Annotated in this window: 19 protein-coding genes; 17 read left to right on the forward strand and 2 right to left on the reverse strand. The window is 41.7% G+C overall.

Translation table 11 applies throughout. The features are described 5' to 3' along the window. Positions 1-23: 23 nt before the first annotated feature. Positions 24-2360, forward strand: a complete 2337-nt coding sequence (gene recJ, locus ACYVLS_RS03155; RefSeq protein ID WP_460321119.1) for a single-stranded-DNA-specific exonuclease RecJ — start codon at positions 24-26, stop codon at positions 2358-2360. Next, positions 2361-2873 (forward strand): adenine phosphoribosyltransferase, encoded by a 513-nt coding sequence (locus ACYVLS_RS03160; RefSeq protein WP_460321121.1) that lies wholly within the window; start codon positions 2361-2363, stop codon positions 2871-2873. It abuts the gene before it with no gap. 117 nt (positions 2874-2990) lie between these two features. Here ACYVLS_RS03160 and lexA read toward each other — a convergent pair whose 3' ends face one another. Then, positions 2991-3626 (reverse strand): transcriptional repressor LexA, encoded by a 636-nt coding sequence (lexA, locus tag ACYVLS_RS03165; protein WP_460321123.1) that lies wholly within the window; start codon positions 3624-3626, stop codon positions 2991-2993. Between the two features lie 196 nt (positions 3627-3822). Here lexA and ACYVLS_RS03170 point away from each other — a divergent pair, with 196 nt between their 5' ends. The 5 genes from ACYVLS_RS03170 to ACYVLS_RS03190 all read left to right on the forward strand — a co-directional run bounded on the left by ACYVLS_RS03170 (position 3823) and on the right by ACYVLS_RS03190 (position 10228). Then, positions 3823-4068 carry a DUF896 family protein gene (locus tag ACYVLS_RS03170; protein WP_460321125.1) on the forward strand — a complete coding sequence of 82 codons (246 nt, stop codon included), beginning with the start codon at positions 3823-3825 and terminating at the stop codon, positions 4066-4068. A gap of 103 nt (positions 4069-4171) precedes the next feature. Then, on the forward strand, positions 4172-6163 hold the full coding sequence (gene tkt / locus ACYVLS_RS03175; protein ID WP_460321127.1) for a transketolase: 1992 nt from the start codon (positions 4172-4174) through the stop codon (positions 6161-6163). 182 nt (positions 6164-6345) lie between these two features. Next, positions 6346-6585, forward strand: a complete 240-nt coding sequence (locus ACYVLS_RS03180; protein WP_460321129.1) for a YneF family protein — start codon at positions 6346-6348, stop codon at positions 6583-6585. 104 nt (positions 6586-6689) lie between these two features. Then, a complete protein-coding gene (locus ACYVLS_RS03185; RefSeq protein ID WP_460321132.1) occupies positions 6690-8441 on the forward strand; it encodes an ABC transporter ATP-binding protein in 1752 nt (583 codons plus the stop codon). After that, a complete protein-coding gene (locus tag ACYVLS_RS03190) occupies positions 8441-10228 on the forward strand; it encodes an ABC transporter ATP-binding protein (RefSeq protein ID WP_460321134.1) in 1788 nt (595 codons plus the stop codon). The genes ACYVLS_RS03185 and ACYVLS_RS03190 overlap by 1 nt, the downstream gene beginning before the upstream one ends. A gap of 72 nt (positions 10229-10300) precedes the next feature. Here ACYVLS_RS03190 and ACYVLS_RS03195 read toward each other — a convergent pair whose 3' ends face one another. Continuing rightward, positions 10301-10891, reverse strand: coding sequence for a lysophospholipid acyltransferase family protein (locus ACYVLS_RS03195; protein ID WP_460321136.1), 591 nt, complete (start codon positions 10889-10891; stop codon positions 10301-10303). Positions 10892-11128: 237 nt separating this feature from the next. Here ACYVLS_RS03195 and rpsB point away from each other — a divergent pair, with 237 nt between their 5' ends. The 10 genes from rpsB to ACYVLS_RS03245 all read left to right on the forward strand — a co-directional run bounded on the left by rpsB (position 11129) and on the right by ACYVLS_RS03245 (position 25463). Next, on the forward strand, positions 11129-11887 hold the full coding sequence (rpsB, locus tag ACYVLS_RS03200) for a 30S ribosomal protein S2 (RefSeq protein WP_460321138.1): 759 nt from the start codon (positions 11129-11131) through the stop codon (positions 11885-11887). Positions 11888-11933: 46 nt separating this feature from the next. Next, positions 11934-12818: a translation elongation factor Ts gene (gene tsf / locus ACYVLS_RS03205; protein WP_460321140.1), complete on the forward strand. Its 885-nt coding sequence runs from the start codon at positions 11934-11936 to the stop codon at positions 12816-12818. 141 nt (positions 12819-12959) lie between these two features. After that, positions 12960-13691, forward strand: a complete 732-nt coding sequence (gene pyrH, locus ACYVLS_RS03210; protein WP_228587064.1) for a UMP kinase — start codon at positions 12960-12962, stop codon at positions 13689-13691. Next, positions 13684-14232, forward strand: coding sequence for a ribosome recycling factor (frr, locus tag ACYVLS_RS03215; protein ID WP_460321142.1), 549 nt, complete (start codon positions 13684-13686; stop codon positions 14230-14232). The genes pyrH and frr overlap by 8 nt, the downstream gene beginning before the upstream one ends. 298 nt (positions 14233-14530) lie before the next feature. After that, the gene (locus ACYVLS_RS03220; RefSeq protein ID WP_460321145.1) at positions 14531-15337 is read left to right on the forward strand and encodes an isoprenyl transferase; all 807 of its coding nucleotides are present in this window, start codon (positions 14531-14533) and stop codon (positions 15335-15337) included. 27 nt (positions 15338-15364) lie between these two features. Next, the gene (locus ACYVLS_RS03225) at positions 15365-16144 is read left to right on the forward strand and encodes a phosphatidate cytidylyltransferase (protein ID WP_460321147.1); all 780 of its coding nucleotides are present in this window, start codon (positions 15365-15367) and stop codon (positions 16142-16144) included. A 28-nt stretch (positions 16145-16172) separates the two neighbouring features. Continuing rightward, positions 16173-17441, forward strand: a complete 1269-nt coding sequence (gene rseP, locus ACYVLS_RS03230) for an RIP metalloprotease RseP (protein ID WP_460321150.1) — start codon at positions 16173-16175, stop codon at positions 17439-17441. A gap of 25 nt (positions 17442-17466) precedes the next feature. Continuing rightward, positions 17467-19173, forward strand: coding sequence for a proline--tRNA ligase (locus ACYVLS_RS03235; protein WP_460321152.1), 1707 nt, complete (start codon positions 17467-17469; stop codon positions 19171-19173). Positions 19174-19270: 97 nt separating this feature from the next. Then, positions 19271-23602, forward strand: coding sequence for a PolC-type DNA polymerase III (locus ACYVLS_RS03240; RefSeq protein WP_460321155.1), 4332 nt, complete (start codon positions 19271-19273; stop codon positions 23600-23602). A 451-nt stretch (positions 23603-24053) separates the two neighbouring features. After that, positions 24054-25463: an ISLre2 family transposase gene (locus tag ACYVLS_RS03245; RefSeq protein WP_460321158.1), complete on the forward strand. Its 1410-nt coding sequence runs from the start codon at positions 24054-24056 to the stop codon at positions 25461-25463. Positions 25464-25582: the final 119 nt, after the last annotated feature.

A 25582-nucleotide genomic window follows, 5' to 3' on the forward strand; every position in this document is an offset into this window, starting at 1 on the left:
GCAATTGATGAGGAGTGAACTGAGTGACAAGTCATACACGCTGGAAAATAAGAGAGTTTACTGAAACTGCTGTAGAAAAATTAGCAGAAGAAACCAACCGCTCACAGACCTTTGTACGCCTATGCTTAAGTCGAGGTCTGGATACAAAAGAAGCAATAGAAGCATTTACAAATCCGACTGCTGAATGGTTTCATGATCCGTTCTTGATGACTGATATGGAAAAAACAGTGGAGCGAATTCAACAGGCTATTGAACAGGATGAACTGATTACTGTTTATGGAGATTATGACGCGGATGGGGTGACAAGTACGGTCATCATGCTTGAGGCGATTGAGATGTCCGGAGGCCGGGTAAATTATTTTATTCCCAATCGATTTAAAGAAGGCTATGGCCCCAACGTTTCAGCTTTTGAACAGCTGATTCAGGACGGCACTCAACTAATTATTACGGTAGATAATGGGATAGCTGGACACGAAGCTATTAATAAAGCACAAGAACTTGGAGTCGATGTTATCGTTACCGACCATCACGAGTGTCCGGAAGAGCTGCCGGAAGCTTTTAGTATTGTGCATCCAAACCATCCTGCTAGCCAGTACCCATTCAAGGACCTGGCCGGTGCAGGCGTCAGTCTGAAAGTCGCGCAGGCATTATTGGGTGAGCTGCCACAGGAACTGGTTGAGTTGGCCATGATAGGAACGGTTGCCGATCTGGTTTCTCTTACGGATGAGAATAGAGCACTGGTTTATTTCGGGCTCAAACTCATTAGACAAACCGAGCGCCTGGGACTTCTTGCTTTATTAGCAAAAAGTTCGCTGAAACCGGAAGATATTGATGAAGAAGCGATTGGGTTTAAACTGTCGCCCCCTATAAATGCAGTAGGCCGTCTTGGGGATGCCTCAATGGTGGTGGAGCTGCTTAAGACTTTTGACGAAAATGAAGCCCAAACATTAAGTGACGTTGTTCTTCAAAAAAATGACGAACGAAAAGAGTTAGTTGAAACCATTACCTCCGAGGCGATGGCTGAACTAAGTCACTATAGTGATGACGAGATAATAGTTATGAAAAATGCTGATTGGCACGAAGGCGTGTTAGGCATTGTAGCCAGTCGGGTGTCAGAAAAAGTCAGCAAACCGACACTCATTTTGACCGAGAACCTGAATGAAAATAAGGTTAAGGGATCAGGCAGAAGCATACCTGGCTTTAATCTGTATAATTGTGTGAAAGAATCTGAAGAATTGCTGACTAGTTTTGGAGGCCATGAAATGGCCTGTGGGCTGAGTCTGAACAGAACAGATTTTGACGCATTTCGTCAGTCGGTTAATGAGACAGCTCGAAGGCTGACAGGCGATGCCCCTATAGTAAAAGAACTGGCTATTGACTCGACAGCTGAATGGGCGGAACTATCTGTGCAATTAGTGGAAGAACTTGCCCTTTTAAGACCTTTTGGTCAGGACAATAAAAAACCAGTCTTCAGATTGTCTGATATGAGAACAGTTCAGTCTAGAATCATTGGTGCAAATCAGAATCATTTTAAAGCGGTTCTTGCTAAGGAAAATAAAGAAATTGATATGATAGCCTTTAACGCGTCTGAATGGGGGCCAATTTTCATGTCTCAGCCACAACTCGATGTGGCGGGGTACCTGGACATTAATGAATGGAACGGCAACCGCAAAGTACAACTGCAGGGCATCGACTTCAAGACAACTGTACCTGTTGTTATCGATAAACGCAAGACTGGTTTAAATGAAGATGTGTTCAAGGAGAACAATGCTCATTATCTTTTCTTTGACGAGAAAAATTACCAAAACTGGAAGTCTGTCATTTCGGAAGGCGCGAGTAGTCAGCTGTACAGTAAAGATTCATCTTTATCTTCTGTTCCAGACAGCAAAATTGTCTATATTATCGATATACCTGCTGAAACAGCTGATTTTTATCGGGTGATTGAAGAGTTTGACACGCACGAAATACACCTCTTTTTATACGCTCCCCATGACTACTACTTTAAAGGAATGCCGAAGCGGGAAATGTTCATGCGCCTGTATAAGTGGTTGTTAAAGAAGAAGGAGATTAATCTCAAAAATGATACCAGAGAGATTATTTCTCTTCTGAAAGTAGATAAAGAGATAGTAAAGTTCATGTTAATGGTGTTTTTAGAGAATGAATTTGTTACAATAGAGGATGGGACGTTAAGCGTTGTTGAAAACCCAGGCAAGAAAAGTCTGGAGGATACAAAAACGTATCAAAGACGGTTGAATCAGATTCATGTGGAAGAAAAGCTGGTTTACAGTTCTTTTAATGAGCTGCTGACGACCCTGAAAAATAAAACGAGTGAGAGTGTTACTGATAACGGAGGATTATAAATGGATTTCAAAAAATATATAGCGGACGTTCCTGATTTTCCTGAAAAAGGCATTATCTTTAGAGATATTTCACCTTTAATGGCTGACGGAGAAGCTTATAAAGAAGCAACAAACCAGATTGTGGAGTACGCCAGAGAAAAAGGTGCGGAAATGATTGTCGGACCTGAAGCAAGAGGCTTCATCGTTGGCTGTCCAGTTGCCAATGTAATGGGTATCGGCTTTTCTCCTTGTCGTAAAAAAGGAAAATTACCGAGAGAAACAATTGAAGTTAGTTACGGTCTGGAATACGGCAGCGACATTCTTCAGCTTCACAAAGACAGCATTAAACCAGGACAGAAAGTGCTGATTACAGATGACCTTCTGGCTACTGGCGGCACTATTGCTGCTACAATTGAACTTGTGGAAAAATTAGGCGGAGAAGTAGTAGGCGCTGCTTTCTTCATCGAATTAAAAGAGTTAAAAGGCAGAGACAAAATTAAAGGGTATGACATCTTCACTTTAATGACGTATTAAGCGGCTAGTCATATCAGTAATGAAGTGAGTGTAGATATAAAATAAAGACGGTTCTGCTGATTGGTATCAGTAGAACCGTCTTTGTTTAGTATTAGTAGAATAATGACTATTCAGCTTTTATAGTATATGACTGCGGTAAAGCGAAGTGACTTTTCCGAGTATGGATACATTTGATAGGATAATCGGATCCATTGAATCATTTTCCGGCTGAAGTCGTATGTGGTTTTTCTCTTTAAAGAATCGTTTACACGTTGCTTCATCTTCGTCTGTCATCGCGATTACAATATCACCATTATTAGCCGTTTCCTGTTTGCGTACAATTACCTGATCGCCATCGAGAATGCCGACGTTCATCATACTGTCTCCGCGAATGGTCAACATAAACAAATTGCCTTTATCGATTTCCAGGTCAGTGGGTATAGGGAAATAATCTGTTGCTTCCTCCACCGCCAGTATCGGTTCACCGGCAGTTACTACACCCAGCAGAGGGATTTTACCTTCGTCTTCACTGATACCTAATTTATCCAGGCCGTTTTTTGTAAACTCAATTGCTCTAGGCTTGGACGGATCTCTTAAAATAAAGCCGTTTTTTTCGAGTCGTGCCAGATGTCCGTGAACAGTTGACGTAGATGAAAGTGCAGTCGCTTCACCTATTTCTCTAACAGTTGGGGGATACCCTTTCTTTTTAGCCTGTTCGTATATATACTGAAGAATTTCGAATTGCTTTTCACCTTTTCGGCCTCTAGTGGTCATCCTAAAACCCTCACTTTCCTCTATTTAATGGAACAACCGTTCTATTAATAAATCAAGTATAGCACAGTAATAGAGCTAATTCAAACGGATGTTCGTTTGTGTACACTTGTCAGTTAAAGTAAGACTATCACTTTTTTATGAGTAATGTTATGATTATCTAGTAAGCAAAAGTGGATAATAAGTTTAGGAGGCAATTATGCTTGAGAAGAAAAAGTTAGACCGAATAAATGAATTAGTAAGAAAAGAACGAAGCGACGGCTTGACGGAAGAAGAAAAAGAAGAACAGAAAAACCTTAGAGAAGAATACATTCAGGCGTTTCGTTCCGGTATGAAAAATCAGATTGAAGGCATGAAAGTCGTCGATCCCGATGGAAACGATGTAACACCAGATAAAGTAAAAGACATTCAAAAAGAAAAAGGTCTGCACGGTAGAGATCAGTAAAATACTGATTATTAACCTTCCAGTATTTATTGAATAAAGCTGGCAATAATAGTACAATAATAAAGTAAGTTTAAATTTTAAACAAACGAGAGGGATGAATGCATTGTTCGATAAAATTGATCAAATGGCAGTAGATACAATACGTACTCTAAGTATTGACGGCGTACAGAAAGCTAACTCAGGTCACCCAGGTTTACCTATGGGAGCGGCTCCAATGGCGTATACCCTATGGACACGTCACCTCAAAGTAAACCCAAGCAACTCGAGATGGTTTGACAGAGACCGCTTTGTCTTGTCGGCAGGACACGGTTCTATGCTGTTATACAGCTTGCTTCACTTATCAGGCTATGACGTCTCAATAGACGACTTGAAAAATTTCCGTCAATTAGGCAGTAATACACCCGGTCACCCTGAAGTGCACATTACTGACGGTGTTGAAGCGACAACTGGTCCTTTAGGCCAAGGTATTGCCAATGCTGTTGGAATGGCAATGGCTGAAGCACACTTATCAGCAACCTACAATAAAGACAGCCATAACGTAGTGGATCACTACACTTATGCGCTATGTGGTGACGGAGACCTTCAAGAAGGCGTCTCTCAAGAAGCTGCTTCTCTAGCAGGCCACTTGAAATTAGGAAAACTGATCATGTTGTATGATTCCAATGATATTCAACTGGATGGACCAACGTCTAAAGCATTCACAGAAGATGTCGGTAAGCGCTTTGAAGCTTATGGCTGGGAACATATCTTTGTTGAAGATGGCAACGATATGGACGCTATTGATGAAGCTATCACTAAAGCGAAGGAATCAACAGACAAGCCAACATTAATTGAAATTAAAACAGTTATCGGCTTTGGGGCATCAAATGCCGGAACACACAATGTTCACGGTGCACCCCTGGGACCTGAAGGCGTTGAAGCAGCTAAGAAAGCATACGGATGGGAAAACGAAGACTTTTATGTACCACAAGAAGTGTCTGATCGCTTCAAGGAACTAATCGGCGACAAAGGTCAGCAAGCCGAAAATGAATGGAACACTTTAGTGGAAGACTACCGTAAAAACCATTCTGATCTGGCTGATGAATTTGATTCAGCGTTATCAGGTAAATTACCTGATAACTGGGATAAAGATTTGCCATCTTATGCAGCTGGCGACAGTGACGCAGCGACTCGCTCAACGAGTGGTGAAGTGCTGAATGCCATTGCTAAAAACGTTCCGAACTTCTGGGGCGGTTCAGCAGACTTGTCAGGTTCAAACAAAACAATGATTGATGGGGTGGAAGATTTCCAGGCTGGTCAATACGAAGGCCGCAACATCTGGTATGGTGTACGTGAATTTGCAATGACTGCAGCACTTAATGGTATCCTGCTACACGGTGGAACCAAGTCTTACGTATCTACATTCTTTGTATTTACTGATTACTTGAGACCAGCTGTCCGACTAGCGGCATTGTCTGAAATTCCCGCCATCTATGTCATGACACATGACTCTATTGCGGTTGGAGAAGACGGGCCAACGCACGAACCTGTAGAACAGCTGTCAAGTTTCCGAGGTATGCATAATTTGACTGTGCTGCGTCCGGCTGATGGTAATGAAGTAGCTGCTGCTTGGGAAGTAGCTGTAACATCTACTGATAGACCGACTATGCTGGTGCTGACTCGTCAAAATCTGCCCGTACTGGAAGGTACGCAGGAAAATGCCCGCAACAATGTTAAGAAAGGTGCTTACGTGTTATCACCTTCTGAAAGCGACAAACCGGAAGGTATTCTTATTGCAACTGGTTCCGAAGTATCCATTGCAGTAGAAGCTCAGAAACAGCTGAAAGAAAAAGGCCACGATGTTTCGGTCGTTTCCATGCCAAGTTTCGATTTGTTCGAGCTTCAGTCAGATGACTATAAAGAATCAGTTCTGCCATCAGCTGTGACGAACAGAATGGCTATTGAAATGGGCTCTTCATTTGGTTGGCACAAATACGTTGGAACCGATGGAAAAATACTTGCCATTGACAAATTCGGTGCGAGTGGTAATGGAGAAGCAGTGGTTGAATCTTACGGCTTTACTCCAGAAAATATCGTCAACACTTATTTATCTTAATGATGTCAACTTAACTCTGAAAAGGTCGCCTGACTCAGGTGACCTTTTCTATCTTTATAAGGTACATTCTTTTTATCTAGCAATTATAGGTTTATTTTTGCGCTGTAATTGTGTAAAATAGTTCAGTGAGCAGTTTTATGATTTTATTAAGAAATTTTTGAAGAGCGAGAGGAGTGAACGAATTGAATACAGGATTAGCAATTGCTTTAATTTTATTAGCGTTAATTGGAGGCCTTGTGGGCGGATTCTTTATCGCGAGAAAATACATGATGGATTACTTTGAGAAAAATCCACCGATTGATGAAAACATGCTGCGTATGATGATGCTGCAAATGGGTCAGAAACCATCTGAACGTAAAATTAATCAGATGATGAACCAGATGAAATCACAACAGAAAACAGGCAAAAAGAAAAAGAAATAATTAGAATGACGGACGGTCTACTGCTGTCCGTTCTAATTTTTACACAATATGACAATATGTCACTTTTTGTTTCACAATAGATAGAAGATATAGGAGAATGCATTATGGGGATATTCAAGAGATTAAGCTGGTTTTTCAAGCAGGAGAAAAAATCCTACCTGATTGGAATTGCCGGCTTGCTGATAGTTGCTCTTTTACAGTTGATTCCTCCAAGAATCATAGGGATAGTAGTGGATGAAATTGATACGAATACTATCACACAGGAATCTCTGACTTACTGGCTTCTGATATTAGCATCAACAGCTGTCTTTCAATACATTCTGCGCTACATCTGGCGAGTCCGTATATGGGGAAATGCGGCAAAGCTAGAGCAGATTGTGAGAAAGCAGCTGTACGACCACTTTACAAATATGGATAATCAGTTTTTCCAGAAATACCGTACGGGTGATTTAATGGCTCATGCAACTAACGACTTACGTGGGTTGCGTATGGTTGCTGGTGGAGGAATTCTTACAATGGCGGATGCGTTGAGTGTCGGTTTAACAACGCTTTTAGCAATGCTTTTTATTGTAGACTGGCGCCTGACTTTACTTGCAATTATACCGCTGCCGTTTCTGGCATTGGCTTCGCGTGTGCTCGGACGAAAACTTCATTTACGTTTCAGAGATGCACAAGCGGCATTTTCTCAACTGAATGATAAAGTACAGGAAAGTATCCAGGGGATAAAAGTGATTAAAACATTTGGTCAGGAAAAAGAGGACATAGAGGAATTTTCTGCACAGACAGACAATGTAGTTCTGAAGAATAAGTCTGTCTATAAAATAGATTCTCTTTTCGATCCGACCATTACCTTTATCATGGGAATTTCGTATTTTCTGACAATTCTTGTGGGTGGATTATTAATCAGCGGCAATGAAATTTCAATTGGTGATTTCGTCACCTTTATTAACTATATTGGCATGCTTGTCTGGCCGATGTTTGCCATTGGACGACTGTTTAATATTATTGAACGTGGGTCTGCCAGTTATGACAGAATAGAAAATTTGCTGAACGAGGACACTTCTATTGAAGAACGACAGGGTGCAGTAAACGAACCAATCTCAGGAGAATTGAACTATGCTGTTGATTCGTTCCGCTACCCTGATGACAATTCAGAAGCGCTGAATTCGATTCATTTCAGACTTCAAGCAGGTGGGACCCTGGGGATAGTAGGGAAAACTGGTGCAGGAAAAACAACGATTCTTAAACTGCTCTTGAGAGAATATGATGAATATAAAGGAAAAATTGCCTATGGACGGTACGACATTCGCGATTATACCTTAGATGCTTTGTTAAAACATGTTGGATATGTTCCACAGGATAATTATCTCTTTTCCAATACGATAAGAGAAAACATTCGTTTTGCCGATCCGTCATTATCACAGGACGCTGTTGAGGCGGCTGCTAAGCTGGCAGATATTCACGATGACATTAGCGAACTGCCTGAAGGGTATGATACCGAAGTCGGTGAACGCGGGGTCTCCTTATCAGGAGGGCAGAAACAGCGTATTTCAATAGCCAGAGCCATTCTAATCAATCCTGAACTGATGATTTTAGATGACTCGCTTTCTGCCGTGGATGCCAAAACGGAAGAAAGTATCTTGTCCGGTTTGAAGGAAATCAGAGCGGGTCAGACGACTATTATAGCAGCACACCGTATCAGTTCAGTTATGCACGCAGAGGAAATAATTGTAATTGATGACGGTAAAATTGTGGAAAGAGGAACGCACAATGAGCTGCTTGCTGTTGACGGCTGGTATAAGGACATGTTTGAACAGCAGCAACTTGAAAGAAAAATAGAAGGGGGCGATGAATAATGGAACAGGAAGAACTATCCAAAAGGCGATCCATTCCTTTCAAGGAACAGATGACAATCATTAAGCGTATTATGTCATTTGCCTATCCCTATAAAAATCAGTTTATGCTTGCGATTGTTTTCAGTGTAGCACTGGCTGTTACCAACGCCGCTTTACCCCGTATAATTCAGATTTTTATAGATGATCATCTTGCCACTGGAGCAGTCGCACTGCAGACTATCTTGTTCTTTGCAGGACTGCATCTGAGTGTGACTGTCTTGAGGATGACCGTCTGGTATTTCGAGCTGTATATTTTCAATATGGCATCTGAAAAAACTGTTCAGAATATCAGGTTTCACCTGTTTACCAAACTGCATAATTTGGGTATGCGTTTCTTTGATCAGACATCCACCGGGTGGATTATTACTCGTGCGACAAATGACACAGAAGCAATGAAAGATTTCTGGCATGTCTTCCTGACCATTATGCAAGGTGTGTTTGGAGTAGTTATTTCGCTTGGAGCCATGTTCCTTCTGGATGTAACGGTAACGTTATGGATTCTTATTTTCGCTCCGGTCCTTCTGCTGGTCATCCGATTTTATCAGGTGTACAGCTCGCGAACTTACCGGGAAATGAAGTCTAAATTGAGCCTGTTGAATACTAAGCTAGCTGAAACAATTAATGGGATGTCAGTTATCAAGCAGTTCAGACAGGAAAGACGTCTACAGAAAGAGTTTGAAGAAACAAATAAATCTTATTTTGATTCCCGTTTCTCGATGGTCCGCATCAATGCACTGCTGTTAAGTCCGGTTATCAATATGCTTTATACTCTATCGGTTGTTCTCATACTGGCAATATTCGGTATTGAAGCACTGAATAGTCCAATTGAAGTGGGAATTATTTATGCATTCACCTCCTACGCCAATGACTTTTTCCGACCGCTTACACGTTTAATGGACAGTTTGAGCTTGTTCCAGGATGGTGTAGTATCAAGCAGCCGGATTCTGACTGTGATGGACAATGAAGAATTTGTACCTGAACAGAAAGATAGTGCGAAGGCTCTAGTTAAGGAAGGAAAAGTAGAATTCAAAAATGTATCCTTTTCTTATGATGGAAAAAATAAGGTTCTGGATGACATTTCATTCACGGTCAATCCTGGAGAAACCGTTGCCCTTGTCGGACATACCGGAAGCGGGAAATCGTCCATTATAAATGTGCTGATGCGTTTTTATGAGTTTCAAGAAGGAGAGGTTCTGATTGACGGTCAGTCCATCAGAGAATTCCCAATCAGAGAATTGCGTCAGCGGACAGGGTTAGTCCTGCAGGATTCCTTCCTGTTTTACGGGACGATTAAAGATAACATCCGGCTGATGAATAAGGCGATTACGGATAGAGAAATCATCGAAGCAGCTCGCTTTGTACAAGCGGATCAATTTATAGAGGACCTGCCCGGGCAGTATGATGCACGGGTAGTTGAAAGAGGCGCCAGTTTCTCTAGTGGTCAGAAACAGCTGATTTCTTTTGCTTCAACGATTGTGCGAGATCCGAAAATTCTGATTTTGGATGAAGCCACAGCTAATATAGATACTGAAACAGAGTCCCTTATTCAAGAAGGTCTGGAACGCATGCGTCAGGGACGAACAACGGTAGCCATTGCCCACCGCTTGTCTACAATCCGCGACGCCGACCAGATATTAGTACTGGATAAAGGTCATATCGTTGAACGTGGCACACACGATGAGTTGATTGAAAGAGGCGGTCTCTATAAAGATATGTATGAACTGCAGAATATAGGACTTCAAACTTAAAAAAACATCCCTAAGAGAAGGGCAGGGAGTGACTTACGCTCACTTCCGGGAATCTTCTCAAGGGATGTTTTTTTAAATTTCGCTGTCCAGGCGGTCAAATTCTGACTGAATCAGTTTAGAGTAGTGAGCGTTGATGTCATCTACACCGTCTAGTCGACGTTCGACGGTAAAGGGTCTGCCGAAACGCACACTGGCTTTTTTACGTTTTAAAAGATCTTTGAAGGTATAGGGCCCTTTGTATACAACAGGTACAATTGGTTTCTTGCTCATTTTAGCAATTGTGACAGCTCCGCCTTTCAGTTCGGTGGAATGTCTTGTGCCGGTTGGGAAAATGACGACACCCAGGTCAGTCTCTTTTAGAATCTTGACAGGAGTCTTGATGGCGCTTGGTCCTGGCTTATGTCGGTCGACAGGAAAGGCGTTCATTTTTTTAATCAGCCAATTGAAAACCGGATACTTAAACAATTCTTTTTTTGCCATGAAGCTGAATTGCTTGGGAGAGGCGGCAAGTACGAGAAATACCGGGTCTATCCATGAACGGTGAGGTGCGATTAAGATGTAATTATCATCCACGGGTAAATTTTGTTTTTCCTGTACATCTGGTCTGCCATTGAGAATCCAGACAAGCAGGCGAACAATGATGCGAATAAATGAGTAAAACACGACTACACACTTCCTTTAATTATTCTGTTTCTAGTATGCTACAGAATCCACAATTGCGCAACATTAATTTAAATCTAGGTTGCATTATCTATCTAAATGTAGTATACTTACTAGCGGTGCATTAAGCACTAATTTCACACTTCGGTGGATGTCTCGGATGGTGCTCTGTTGCCATGGAGTGTCCGGACAGTAGAAGCCGTGGGAGGAAAAATATAAAACCAAATGGAGGAATGACAAATGGCAGTTGTATCAATGAAACAATTATTAGAATCAGGTGTACATTTTGGTCACCAGACAAGACGCTGGAACCCTAAAATGAAGCCTTACATCTTTACAGAAAGAAACGGTATCTACATCATCGACTTGCAGAAAACTGTTAAGTTGATTGACCAGGCGTATAACTTTGTACGTGATATCGCAGAAGACGGCGGAACAGTATTGTTCGTCGGAACTAAAAAACAAGCTCAGGATGCTATCAAAGAAGAAGCACAAAGAGCGGGCGCTTTCTACATCAACCACCGTTGGTTGGGTGGAACTCTTACAAACTGGGATACTATCCAGAAGCGTATTAAACGTTTGAAACAGATTGAAAAAATGGAAGAAGACGGCACATTCGATGTCCTACCTAAAAAAGAAGTCGGTATCTTGATTAAAGAACGCGATCGTCTGGAAAAATTCTTAGGCGGAATCAAAGACATGCCTAAGCGTCCTGACGTATTGTTTGTTGTAGACCCAAGAAAAGAGCACATTGCAGTTAAAGAAGCTCAGAAATTGAATATTCCTATTGTGGCTATGGTAGACACAAACTGTGATCCAGATGAAATCGACGTAATCATCCCTTCAAACGATGATGCTATTCGTGCAGTTAAATTGTTAACTAAAACAATGGCTGACGCTGTTATTGAAGGAAACCAGGGAGAAGAAGGCTTTGAAGAAGAAGCTAAATCTGACTCTTTAGATGAAATCGTAGAAGTTGTCGAAGGCGACAACGAGTAATTTCATTTTGATTCATCACTTTATTCTACTAAGGAGGAACTAAATAGTGGCAAATATTAAAGCAGCTCAAGTTAAAGAATTACGTGACAAAACAGGCGTTGGAATGATGGACGCTAAAAAAGCACTCGTTGAAACTGATGGAGACATGGATGCAGCGGTTGACTACCTGAGAGAAAAAGGTGTGTCAAAAGCAGCTAAGAAAGCAGACCGTATTGCGGCTGAAGGTTTAGCAAACGTTCATATCGACGGAAACGTTGCAGCGATTGCTGAAATCAACTCTGAAACTGACTTTGTATCTAAAAATGACAAATTCCAGAATCTAGTTAAAGGCATTACTAAAACAGTTGCAGACAACAAGCCTGCATCTGTTGAAGAAGCATTGACACTGGATATGAATGGCGAAAGCATTCAGGACACTATTACAGAAGCAACTCAGACTATTGGTGAGAAAATCACTTTCCGTCGTTTTGCCGTTGTTGAAAAAACTGACAACGATGTTTTCGGTGACTACGAGCACATGGGCGGACGCATTACTGTTCTTTCTACTATTGAAGGAACTGATGATGTTGAAGTAGCGCGTAATGTGTCTATGCACATCGCTGCCATCAACCCTAAATTCCTTACTCGTGAAGACGTTTCTCAAGAAGAGCGCGATCACGAATTAAGCGTGTTGACTGAACAGGCGAAAAACGAAGGAAAACCTGCTAATATCGTTGAAAAAATGGTACAGGGCCGTCTAAACAAATGGTTAGCTGAAGTGAGTCTTGTAGATCAGCCATATGTTAAAGATCCTGACAAAACAGTTGGTGAGTACTTGAGCGAAAAAGGTGCGTCAATCAAATCATTCATCCGTTATGAAGTTGGAGAAGGAATTGAAAAACGTTCTGAAGATTTTGCAGCTGAAGTTCAAAGTCAATTAGGTAAAAAATAATAATATAAAGCGGGGGCTTTTTCCCCGCTTTTTTTATAGCAATTTTAACCATAGACGAGTGAGAGACGTTATATTTTATAATGACCTCAATGAGGTTGTATGGTAAAATGGTGTCGTATGAATGATGGAGGGAAAATAGTTATGGAAGAAGCGAAGTATAAGCGAATTGTACTTAAATTGAGTGGAGAAGCGTTAGCCGGTGACACTGGATTTGGCATTCAGCCACCGACCATTCAGGAAATCTGCCAGGAGATTAAAGATGTTCACGCACTGGGAATTGAAATTGCCATTGTTGTCGGCGGTGGAAATATTTGGCGCGGACATGTAGGAGCAGAAATGGGGATGGAACGTTCTCAGGCTGATTACATGGGAATGATTGCAACAATCATGAATGCACTGGCACTTCAGGACTCGCTGGAAAATGTTGGTGTACCTACGCGTGTGCAGACTTCAATTGAAATGAGACAAGTAGCTGAACCTTACATCAGAAGAAAAGCCATTAGGCATCTTGAAAAAGGCCGCGTCGTAATTTTTGCCGGTGGTACAGGCAGTCCGTATTTCTCAACGGATACGACAGCTGCTCTTAGAGCTGCAGAAATGCATGCGGATGTTATCATGATGGCTAAGAATAATGTTGACGGTGTCTATTCAGCTGATCCGAAGCTTGATGCCAACGCTGTTAAATACGAAGAACTGACTTACCTTGATATTATCAACAAGTCTCTTCAAGTAATGGATACGACTGCATCATCATTGAGCATGGATAACGATATTCCGTTAGTAGTATTTAATCTGAATAAAAAAGGAAACATCAAACGTGTCGCCTTGGGTGATACGATTGGAACAACTGTTAGGAGGAAGAATAATGACTGAGGCAATTTTAAAAGATACAAAAAGTAGAATGATTAAAGCAGAACAGGCTTATGTAAGAGAGCTTGGGAATATCAGAGCAGGAAGAGCAAATCCTAGCCTGTTGAACCGTGTGCATGTTGATTATTATGGTGCACCAACTCCACTGAATCAACTGGCTCAAATCAGTGTACCTGAACCGCGTGTTCTACTGATTACACCTTTTGATAAAACAGCACTGGGTGAAATTGAAAAGGCCATTAATCAGGCAGATTTGGGCATTCCACCTGCAAATGACGGAAATGTTATTCGCATGATTGTTCCTGCATTGACAGAGGAAAGACGTAAAGAAGTGGCTAAGCAGGTCGGAAAAGAAGCAGAAAATGCCAAAATTGCTATCCGTAATATCCGTCGAGATGCCATTGATTCAATTAAAAAAGATGATGATCTGACTAAAGATGATGTGCATTTTTATGAAGATGAAGTTCAGAAACTGACAAATGCCAGCGTTGCGGCAGTGGATAAATTATCTGCAGAAAAAGAAAAAGAAATACTGGAAGGTTAAATAAATAAGGAGAGCAGCCTGTCTTTCTTTAAGGTCAATCAGCAATGAGATTCCTTAAAGAGACAAGCGTGCTCTCCTTTTTTAATTTTAAAGCTTACTGATAATGTATTTATTCACCAGTTTTGTGACGACCGAAGTCACAACTATACTTATGATATACTTTCTTAAACGTCTCATACAACGTTCCTCCTTAACATGAAATTAACATATCCATTCGTCTCACACTTACAGTATAGCAAATAACAAAAGAGACTAAAAACAGAACGATTTAAAATAGCTTAAAGGCTTTTTAATTTTTATGGTAATTTCTGTCTTTTTTTACTACAATAGAAGAGATGACTTAATACTAGGAGGGTATGGTGCACACGCACCTCAAAATATGGCCAAGAACGATGAACGCAATATACCCGATCATGTTGCCATGATTATGGATGGTAACGGCCGATGGGCTGAACAACAAAATAAGCCAAGAAAATATGGACATGAAGAAGGAATGGAAGCTGTAAGGCGCGTAACTATGCGGGCAAGCGAAAGAGGCATCAAAGTGCTGACACTTTATGCGTTTTCCACTGAAAACTGGAAACGGCCACCTCAGGAAGTCCACTTTCTGATGCAACTGCCCATACGCTTTTTTGACAAGTTTGTTCCGGAGCTTCAGGAACGCAATGTCAAAGTGAATATGATTGGATTTGAAGAAAATGTTCCATCTTCAACTAAAAAAGCGATTAAGAAGGCAATGGATCAGACTAAAGATAATACCGGGATGATTTTGAATTTTGCATTTAATTACGGCAGCCGTTCTGAAATTGTCAATGCAACAAAGGCAATCAGTAAAAAAGTTCTTGAAGGCAGTCTTAAACCGGATGATATAAATGAGCAGACGATAGAAGACTTTTTGCTGACAGAGAGTATCGCACCTTATCAGGATGTTGATTTACTTATTCGCAGCAGTGGAGAACAGCGACTGAGCAACTTTCTTCTCTGGCAGAATGCGTATAGTGAATTTTATTTCTCAAATCTGTTATGGCCTGAGTTTAACGGCGATGTACTGGATGAAGCGCTTCTCAGTTACAAAAACAGAAAGCGTCGATACGGGGCGCTGTAATTACTCTATGAAAGTTGAGGAAACGTTATGTTTAAACGAATTGCAACTGCTGTAATTGCATTACTGTTATTTTTACCTCTAATCTGGTTTGGTTCATGGCCACTGGAATTACTTATGGCAGTACTGGCAATTCTGGCTCAAATGGAATTTATACAGATGAAAAAAATGAAACTGACTTCTTTTCCTGCAGTAATCAGTAGTTTGGGCGTAGGGGCGCTTATCTTCAGCCAGAGACTGACCTTTATTTTTGGAGGTCAGGTCCTCATAAAACTGATCAGTCTGACAGCTCTTTCTCTGCTGATTTATGCGCTCAATAAACCTGAGTTTAAAATCAGTCAGATTACTTCGATTGTCTACCTTATGACATACATTGGCATTGGTTTTTACTCATTTGTTCAATTGAGAGAAACGAGTCTGACCTTTTTAGTGTTGATGCTTCTAATTATCTGGACAACTGATTCGGGTGCTTACCTTGTTGGACGAAAAATCGGCAAGCGAAAACTCGCTCCGTCAGTCTCGCCAAACAAAACAGTTGAAGGCGCGGTTGGAGGGACTGTCGCTGCAGGGATTGTAAGTGCCGTTTATTTAGTGTTTTTCCCATTGTATGCGTCTTATATACTCACACTTCTGTTCATGATCGGCCTTTCAGTGATAGGTCAGCTGGGTGATTTAATTGAGTCTAAACTGAAAAGAGAGTATAAAATAAAAGATTCCAGTAATTTGCTGCCGGGTCACGGAGGAATACTTGACCGCTTCGACAGTATGCTGCTTGTCTTGAACGTCATTTTTATTATTGGTGTACTATAGGAAAAACTACGCATGAAGGAGTCTAGTCATGATACAAACTATATTAGCTTTTGCGCTCGTATTCGGAATTATTGTTATTATTCACGAATTCGGACATTTTTATTTTGCAAAAAGAGCCGGAATCCTCGTAAGAGAATTTGCGATTGGTTTCGGTCCGAAAATTTTTCACCATCGTAAAGGGGAAACTACGTACACTATTAGACTGCTGCCTGTGGGCGGGTATGTCCGGATGGCCGGCTACGAAGAAGAGGCGGACATTCGTCCCGGCATGTCAGTTCAACTGACGCTGGATGAGGATGAAAAGGTCTCACAGATAGATTTACAGCCAAAAGAAGGCGATATCGATTCAGTACCTCTGGAAGTGACGTCCTTTAATTTTGATGATGATCTGTTCATAGCCGGCCGAGTCGGTTTTGAGCAAGAAGAACAGGTGTTTAATGTCAATAGAGACGCCTTACTAATTGAAAAAGATGGGACATTACTGCAGATTGCACCGAAAGATCGTCAGTTTCAAAGTGCAAGTCTCGGCAATCGTATGATGACTAACTTTGCCGGACCCATGAATAATTTCATCCTGGCAATCATTGCGTTCACCGTGCTTGCGTTTATGCAAGGCGGTGTTCCAAGTCAGGAACCATTAATTGGAGAAATAGAAGAAGGGTCTCCCGCAGCACAGGCCGATCTTGAACAGGGTGACAGAGTCCTGGCGATTGATGGGGAAACGGTTGACTCCTGGAACGAAATGGTCGCCATTATTCAACAGTATCCAGACGAAGACATCACACTGGAAGTTGAAAAAGAAAACGGAGAAGTACTGGAAGAGACCATTCGTCCAGAAGCAGCCGATGTTGACACACAGACGATTGGCCGTATTGGCATTCAGGCCTATATCGACGAGAGTCTGTCTTCTAAATTAACGTATGGCTTTTCAGAAACACTCTTTATCGTTACACAAATCTTTACATTGCTCGCTTCTTTCTTTACCGGAGGATTCAGCGTGGATCAATTGGGTGGCCCTGTAGCTATCTACGCGACAACAGAAGCTGTTGTGCAGGCTGGGGCATTCGGTTTAATCAGCTGGATTGGATTTTTGAGTGTGAACCTGGGAATTATGAATCTTCTACCTATTCCTGCTTTAGATGGAGGGAAGCTTCTGCTGAACATTATCGAAGGAGTGCGGGGTAAACCTATCAGTCAAGAAAAAGAAGGGTATATTACTTTGATTGGGGTACTGTTCCTGCTGATACTCATGCTTCTCGTAACATGGAATGATATACAGACATTCTTTTTAAATTAATTAATCGAAGGAGATTGCACTTATTATGAAACAGTCGAAATTATTTGCCCCTACACTTAGGGATGTACCAAACGATGCGGAGGTAATCAGTCACCAGCTGCTTTTGAGAGCGGGTTATATCCGACAGATTTCTTCAGGAATCTACACTTATCTCCCATTGGCTAACCGTGTGATGGAAAAAATCAAAACCATTATACGAGAAGAGCTGGATGCTATTGACGGATCAGAAATGCTTCTGCCGGCCCTGCTGCCTGCAGATTTATGGAAAGAATCCGGTCGTTATGAAACATATGGTGAAGACTTGATTAAATTAAAAGACAGACATGAACGCGACTTCATCCTAGGGCCGACTCATGAAGAAACGTTCGCTAAACTGATTAGTGAAGAAATCAAATCATATAAAAAGCTGCCATTGATGCTGTATCAGTTTCAGACAAAGTACAGAGACGAAAAGCGTCCGCGCTTCGGCCTAATGCGTGGGAGAGAATTCATCATGAAAGATGCCTATACCTTCCACGACAGTTATGAAAGTCTGGACGAATCGTATGATCAAATTGCTCAGGCCTATACTAATTCTTTTGAACGCATGGGGCTAAACTTCCGTTCAATTATCGGTGATGCCGGTGCAATGGGCGGAAAAGACTCTGTAGAATTTATGGCATTGGCAGAGTCAGGTGAAGATACCGTTGTTTATTCGGATGCGAGTGACTATGCCGCAAACCTGGAAATGGCGAGCAGCCCGTATAAGCAGTCGCCCAATACCGATGTGCAACTCGAAGTAAAAGAAGTGGATACACCAGGCACGACAACGATAGCGCAAGTAGCAGAATTTCTGAATGTGAAACAAGCTCAAATTCTGAAGAGTGTGCTGTATATCGCTGACGGTGAGACCCCGGTACTGGCTATAGTCCGTGGCGATCAGGAAGTTAATGATGTTAAGCTACGCATGGCTTTAGAAGCTGAAGAAGTTGTACCTGCAGATGACGATCAGATTAAAACGCTTTTTGAGACAGTACCTGGCTACGCTGGTCCAGTAAACCTGAGTGAAAAGGTTAAAGTAGTCGGTGATTTTCATGTTCAGGATGTAGTGAATGGTGTAACGGGCGCAAATAAAGAAGGCGTGCACTTTATCAATGTTACGCCTGAAAAAGACTTTAACGCTTCTCTTTATGCAGACATTCGTATGGTTAAAGAAGGAGACCCTTCTCCAGATGGAAAAGGAAGCCTTACCTTTACTAAAGGAATTGAAATCGGTCATATATTTAAGTTGGGAACCAGGTACAGCGATGCAATGAATGCGACGGTACTGGATAATAACGGCAGACAGACTCCCGTTATTATGGGAAGTTACGGCATTGGTGTCAGCAGACTGCTGTCAGCTGTAGCAGAACAGTATGCAGACGACAAGGGATTGGTCTGGCCTGCTTCCATTGCACCTTTTGATGTACACTTGATTCCGGTTCAGATGAAGAAAGAAGACCAGAGAGAGACTGCTCAGACGCTTTATACTGAACTGCAGAAGAAAGGCTACTCTGTACTGATTGATGATCGTAATGAGCGTCCGGGAGTTAAATTTACTGATGCTGAACTGATTGGCATTCCGCTACAGATCACTGTCGGTAAAAAGGCGTCCGAAGGAATTGTGGAAATCACTATCCGTAAGACGGGTGAAATGATTGAAGCGAGAGTAGACGAATTGTTCCACACAATCGATATACTCAAGCAGGCTTAAATCAATCTAATTGGATGAACAGTAAAACTGAGGCAGACTTTTGTCTCAGTTTTCTATTCTATACGGGCACTAATAGCAAAAGAAAGAAGGCTGTACCTTGAGTTTAAACAAATCTGAACTATTTCATACATTATTAAAGCAGGCTGACCTGGCAGTAAACGAAGAAAACGAACGGTGGCTGGAAGGCGGAGAGGTTGAGACTGTCACAGTCTTTAAGAATGAGAAGAAATGGCTTATTCATCTTAACTTTCCAGATATTTTGCCTTACAGTCTTTATCTTTCACTGATTAATTCACTGAAAAAGGCCTTTCATTCAATTAAAATTGTTTCAGTTGAAATCAGTACCACTCATCCCGAAGTAACCACTGAAAAAGTAAAAGCCTATTGGCAGTTGGCTTGTCAGTTAAGTGAGGTCGATTCGCCTATATGTAATCAGGCACTTGCTGAGAATTTCCCTCGAATGGAAGCTAACAGGTGGGTTTTTCCTATCGATCAGGAACTGACATTTGAAAAGTACGACAAGGAATTTTTACCTCAAATTTCTAAAGCCTATCATAAACTGGGCTTTCCGACGAGCTTTTCAATCAAAGCCTTTGTCGATCAGAAGGCCAGTGAAACAAAAATGAATGAGTTTAAGGTTCAGAAAGAGGAAAGCGATCAGCAACTGGCGAAAGAATACACCAAACTGTTTGAAACAGTTGAAAAGAAAAAGGAAAGTTCCAGACAAGCTGGTCACAGTGGGCCGATAAAAATGGGACGTGCCATTGCCTCCAATGAAGAAATCACTCAGATGATCAGCATTGTTGAAGAGGAAAGACGAGTCACGCTTGAAGGTTATGTCTTTGATTGTGAAGTCAGGGAGCTTCGTTCGGGGAGGAAATTACTATTACTTAAAATTACCGATTACACCTCTTCTTTCACGTGCAAACGGTTCTCGAATAATGAGCAGGATGAAGCTGTTTTTGAAGCCATTAAGACCGGCATGTGGGTTAAAGTGCGAGGCAGTATTCAAGAAGACACCTTCATGCGTGATTTAGTCATGAATGTTCAGGACATTACGCAGACGTTTCACGATGAAAGAAAAGACAGTTACGAAGGGGACAAGAAACGCATTGAGCTGCATGCCCACACGAATATGAGTCAGATGGATGCCATTCCAGCTGCAAGCGACCTTATCGAACAGGCGGCAAAGTTTGGACATGAAGCCATTGCGATAACTGATCACGGAGTCGGGCAGTCTTATCCGGAAGCACACTCAGCCGGGGAAAAACATGGTGTGAAAGTCATTTACGGACTGGAAGCCAACCTGGTGGATGATGGTGTCCCTATTGCCTATAACGAAGAACATCTGAATCTAAATGAAGGGACCTATGTGGTCTTCGATGTGGAGACCACTGGCCTATCAGCTATCTACGATAATATTATTGAATTGGCTGGAGTCAAGATGTACAAAGGAAATGTCATCGAGGAATTCCAGGAGTTTATTGATCCGGGGCACCCCTTGTCGGATACAACTGTTCAGTTGACCGGCATTACAGATGATATGGTCAGGGGATCGAAAACGGAACGCGAAGTACTGGATTTATTTAAGGCCTTTACTAAAGACAGCATACTGGTTGCCCATAACGCTTCCTTTGACATGGGCTTCTTGAATACTGCTTATAAAAAGCACGGGCTGGATGCGTCAGAACTACCGGTTATCGATACACTGGAGTTTTCACGTTTCATCAACCCGACCTTTAAAAGCCACCGACTGAACACATTGGCTAAACGGTTCAAAGTCAACTTGGAACAGCATCACCGGGCTATTTATGATGCACAGACTACTGGTAATTTGCTTTGGATTTTTGTGAAGAAAGCTCAGGAAGAGTACAACATTCAGTATCATGACGAGTTGAATCAGTATATGGGCGGTGGGGATGCTTACAAGCGGTCCCGTCCAAGTCATGTCACCTTATGGGCCAGTTCGCAGGCAGGGTTGAAAAATATATTTAAAGTTATTTCTGGCTCACTTATTAATTACTTTTACCGCGTTCCCAGACTGCCTCGCTCTTTCCTTGAAAAGCATAGAGAGGGGATTCTAGTCGGTTCCGGCTGTGCCAGCGGAGAAGTCTTTGAAGCGATGATGCAAAAAGGGTATGAGGAAGCCAAAGAAAAAGCTAGCTATTATGATTATCTGGAGATTATGCCGAAAGAAGCCTACAGTGATTTGATAGCCAGAGAATTGGTCAGAAATGAATCGGACCTGGAAGACATCATAAAGAACATTATCAAACTTGGTGAAGAACTGAATATCCCAGTAATAGCAACGGGAAATGTACATTATATCCATCCGGAAGATTCTGTTTACAGAGATATTCTTCTGGAAACACAAAATTCCTCTTCAGTTTCTGACAAGGATAACCCGGCGGTCCATTACCGAACCACAGATGAAATGCTTGAAAGCTTTTCATTCCTTGGCGAAGAGAAGGCTAAAGAAGTTGTGATAGACAATCCGCACACCTTTAACAAGAACATTGATGACGACATTACACCTGTCAAGAAAGAACTGTATACGCCTAAGATGGAAGGGGCAGAGGATGAAATTCGTCAGATGAGCTATGACAAAGCGCACAGCTTGTATGGGGATCCCTTACCGGAAATCATCGAAGCCAGACTGGAAAAAGAACTGGACAGTATTATAGGAAATGGATTTTCCGTTATTTATCTGATTTCACAGAAACTGGTGCACAAAAGTATAGAAGACGGCTACCTCGTCGGCTCCAGGGGGTCGGTTGGGTCCAGTTTTGTCGCAACAATGACGGGAATAACGGAAGTTAACCCTATGCCGCCACACTACCGCTGCAAGAGCTGCAAGCATTCGGAATTCTTTACAGAAGGAGAAGTCGGTTCCGGCTTTGACCTTCCTGACAAGGACTGTCCGAAATGCGGTGCTGACTTATACCGTGACGGACATGATATTCCTTTTGAAACCTTCCTGGGCTTTAAAGGGGACAAGGTTCCCGATATCGACTTGAACTTTTCCGGCGAATACCAGGCAACGGCTCACCATTATACGAAAGAACTGTTTGGAGAAGATTATGTCTTCCGTGCTGGTACAATCGGAACCATAGCGGACCGGACGGCATTTGGCTTTGTAAAAGGCTACGAGCGCGACCATCAGCTGCATTACCGATCAGCCGAAGTGGACCGATTGTCTAAAGGGCTGACAGGTGTCAAGAGAACGACCGGTCAGCACCCCGGCGGAATCATTGTTATACCTGATTACATGGATGTCTATGACTTCTCGCCCATCCAGTTCCCAGCGGATGATCAGGACTCTAAGTGGAAGACAACTCACTTTGATTTCCATTCCATTCATGACAATGTGCTTAAACTCGATATACTAGGACACGATGATCCTACCATGATTCGAATGCTTCAGGATTTATCCGGACTTAATCCGCTGGATATTCCGGTAAACGATCCGGATGTTATGAAACTGTTTAGCGGCACAGAAGTCTTGGGTGTCTCAGAAGAACAGATTCTATCTAAGACAGGTACGCTAGGTGTGCCTGAATTTGGTACACGATTTGTCCGGCAGATGCTTGAACAGACGAAACCGACTACCTTTGCCGAACTGCTTCAAATATCCGGCTTGTCTCACGGAACCGATGTCTGGCTGGGTAATGCGGAAGAACTGATTCGCATGCACAACATTCCTCTGGCAGAAGTTATCGGCTGTCGAGATGACATTATGGTTTATCTGCAGCACCGTGGACTTGAAGATGATGTTGCCTTTAAGATTATGGAGCATGTAAGAAAAGGCAGAGGCATCCCGGATGACTGGCAGGCAGCAATGAGAGAAGAAGATGTGCCGGAATGGTACATTGATTCCTGTCTGAAAATCAAGTATATGTTCCCTAAAGCTCACGCGACGGCGTATGTACTAATGGCTCTGCGAGTGGCTTACTTTAAAGTTCATTACCCACTGTATTACTATGCCGCTTATTTCTCAATTCGAGCCAGTGATTTTGATCTTGAAGTCATGTGCCAAGGGAAAGATGCCATCAAGTCACGAATGAAGGAAATCAATGAAAAGGGAATGGATGCGACAGCTAAAGATAAAAACCTGCTGACAGTCCTGGAACTTGCTAACGAAATGGTTGAAAGAGGCTATTCATTTAAAATGGTGGATCTTTACAAATCTCATGCTTCAGACTTTACCATTGAAGAGAACGCCTTAATTGCTCCTTTCCGCGCAGTTCCTTCTCTGGGAGGCAGCGTTGCAAATGCAATAGTTGAAGCGAGAGAGGACGAACCGTTCTTATCTAAAGAAGACTTGTCAAGAAGAGGAAAAGTCTCCAAGACTGTTATGGAATATCTGGATGCAAACAATGCTTTGAAAGGTCTGCCAGATGAAAACCAGTTGTCTTTATTTGATATTTAGGATAAATCCCTATGTGTAAAATTAATGTCGGAAGAGGGGAAATTCGACCTAGACAAAAAGAAAGAAGACCCTTAATCTAGAGATAACGACAACGCTAGAGAAAGAGGTCTTCTTATGAATCAAATTATATCAGAAATNACATCATGTTCCTCTGTCATTATTAGCACCTCCTTAAGGGTGTGTCTAATCAAATTGGGAAGTTAATTTAAGGATTCAGTGAAGAGAATACCAGCCACTTAATATCCTTGAATGTATTTTAAACAAGGGAAGTGGTGTGTAAAATGATACGCATAAACCGAAAGTCACAAGTAAGAAAGTTATGTGAAATAAATAGCAATATGGATAACTATGTGTAAAATTAATGTCGGAAGAGGGGAAATTCGACCTAGACAAAAAGAAAGAAGACCCTTAATCTAGAGATAACGACAACGCTAGAGAAAGAGGTCTTCTTATGAATCAAATTATATCAGAAATCATCACAACTTTAAAGGATTCTTCTTCCCTTTTAGAAGCAGAATTAGCCTTAGAAACGGTTTTTCAACGTATCACTCAACAGTTACTCAGTGCCGCTATTAAACAGATTGATTTAGAATTACTTCATGATTACAAAGAGCAAGGATATGAGATTGACAGTGTGCCTGACCGTACGCTTCAATTTACATTCGGAACCGTTGAATTTGAACGCCACCGTATGCGAAAAGAAGGCGAAAAAAGTGTGATTCCTTTTGATAAAGCCGTCGGCTTAAAGCCTAGAATCCGTAATTCTCCTCTTGTAGAGATGAAAGCAGCTCAAATAGCTTCAGATGGAACGTACCGCAAAGCAGAAGAAGCTATTAATCTTCTTACATCTTTTTCGCTGAGTCATACGACCATTCATACTATCACTCAAAAAGTCGGTGAAACCATTCAAGAATGGACAGAAACAGCACCTCTTCAAGACGAGACGTCTCAGAAAGATAAGAAAAAAACGCCTGTCTTATTTATTGAAGGTGACGGGTTAATGCTTACAAAAGGCAAGGAGAAAAAACGTCCTGAGATTCATCGTGTTCAGTTTCATGAAGGGGTAGAGTATAAAGGAAAACAGAAAAGACCTGTCTTAATTAATTCTAAAATGTTTGAGAGTACTGTATCAAGTAAAGAAGCTTTTAAACGTGCAAGCCTTTGGTTAGAGTCGCTGTATGATATACGCGAGACGATCGTCATTTCCAACAGTGATGGAGGCAGCGGTTACGACAAAGATAAATTCCATCAAATCATTGGCAAATGCCAGCGACACGAACATTTTAGAGATGCTTATCATGTAAACGAGAAAATCAAACAACGAATGTATTTTGATAAAAAGATGGAAAAGAAAATGAAAGAAGCTGTGCGTACATACGATTGGGATCGTATTGAAACCATAATCGCTACAACGGAGAGTCGCATTGAAATTAACAATGAAAAAGCAACTGAATATCAGGAAGAACTTACCATGTTAAAAGCTTATCTATATAGAAATTGGGAAAGTCTTAAACCATTTAAAATGAGGGATTTACCCGTAAATAAAGGGATTGGTGTTTGCGAAAGTAATCATCGTCCTTATAGTTATCGTATGAAACGACAAGGACGAGGGTTTTCAGCTCAAGGTGCTGGGAATGTAGCAGCGATCATTTCTGCACGTAAGAACGGAACGTTTCTCAAAGCGCTAACAGATAAAATACCGGAACTTACAACGAAACTCCAGCCGGAGTTTAAGGGTGCAGTGAGAGCAGCTTTGAAGAAAAGCCAACATAGACCTTCAATAGGTGTAAAAATTGGAAGAATAGCTAATAATGGCTCTTCATCAAGTCCAATGGGGCAATTACAGAAATTATTTAATTAGAACTGACTTTCTCAAGCCTTTTAAAAGCTCGAACAGCAAAAAAGGCTTGAGAAAGTCAAAAACAATAAACTGCGTTTCAGATTTCTAGAATAAATTTCCGAGAATAGCTTTACACATAC

The sequence above is a fragment of the Alkalibacterium psychrotolerans genome (genome assembly GCF_054784355.1).